Source organism: Paenibacillus sp. 2TAF8, assembly GCF_052114825.1.
GTDB lineage: Bacteria > Bacillota > Bacilli > Paenibacillales > Paenibacillaceae > Paenibacillus.
On sequence record NZ_JBFRFN010000053.1, the window covers coordinates 1 to 856 of the forward strand.

Sequence of the window (856 nt, forward strand, 5' to 3'; positions counted from 1 at the left end):
TCTTTTAAAGAAAAAGACAATCGTTCGCCTGAAGAAAATGAGCTTATCGCCTTACGAAAAGAAAACCAGCGTCTCCTAATGGAGAACGACATTTTAAAGCAAGCCGCGCTGATCATGGGACGAAAGTAGCTATCCTCCAAAATAACCGTGATAAATACTCGGTATCAGCAATGTGCAGCATCCTCGAAATCGCCAAAAGTACATTCTATTATGAAGCGAAGGAAAAGCTCCGTGAAGATGAGTTAACGAAAGCCATTGTGGACATCTTTCGTAAAAATCGAAATGCCTATGGTACACGAAAGATCAAAGCCAAGCTTCAGGAACAAGGACTCGTCGCCTCCAGACGTCTCATTGGTCGAAACATGAAAGAGCAATGCCTTGTCTCTACGTACACCGTTGCACAATTTAAGCCTCATAAAACGGCCTGTAATGAAGAAAAAGCGCGAATGAACTGCGGCGTGAGTTTAATCAGACGGAAACAAAGCGCTTCGTGGTAAGCGATCTAACGTATGTGAAGGTTGGGCATCGGTGGCATTATGTTTGCATCCTCATTGACCTGTTCAATCGAGAAATTATTGGCCACAGTGCAGGTCCACAAAAGGACGCTGCTCTGGTTTCACGCGCCTTCGCAACGGTAGAAGGCGACTTGAGCCAAATCCAGTGGTTTCATACCGATCGTGGAAGTGAGTTTAAAAATCACACGATGAACCAGCTTCTAGGTACATTTGGTATTGGTCGATCACTCAGCAAGAAAGGATGTCCCTACGATAATGCCGTGGCCGAAGCCACCTACAAGGTCATGAAAACGGAGTTTATGTACCAGATGGAATTTAGAAGCCTTCGTCATTTAGAACTG

General features: G+C 44.7%; 1 pseudogene. It reads left to right on the top strand.

Annotated elements, in window-relative coordinates:
- A pseudogene (locus AB4Z30_RS29865) lies at positions 1–856 on the top strand (IS3 family transposase); the annotation flags it as partial.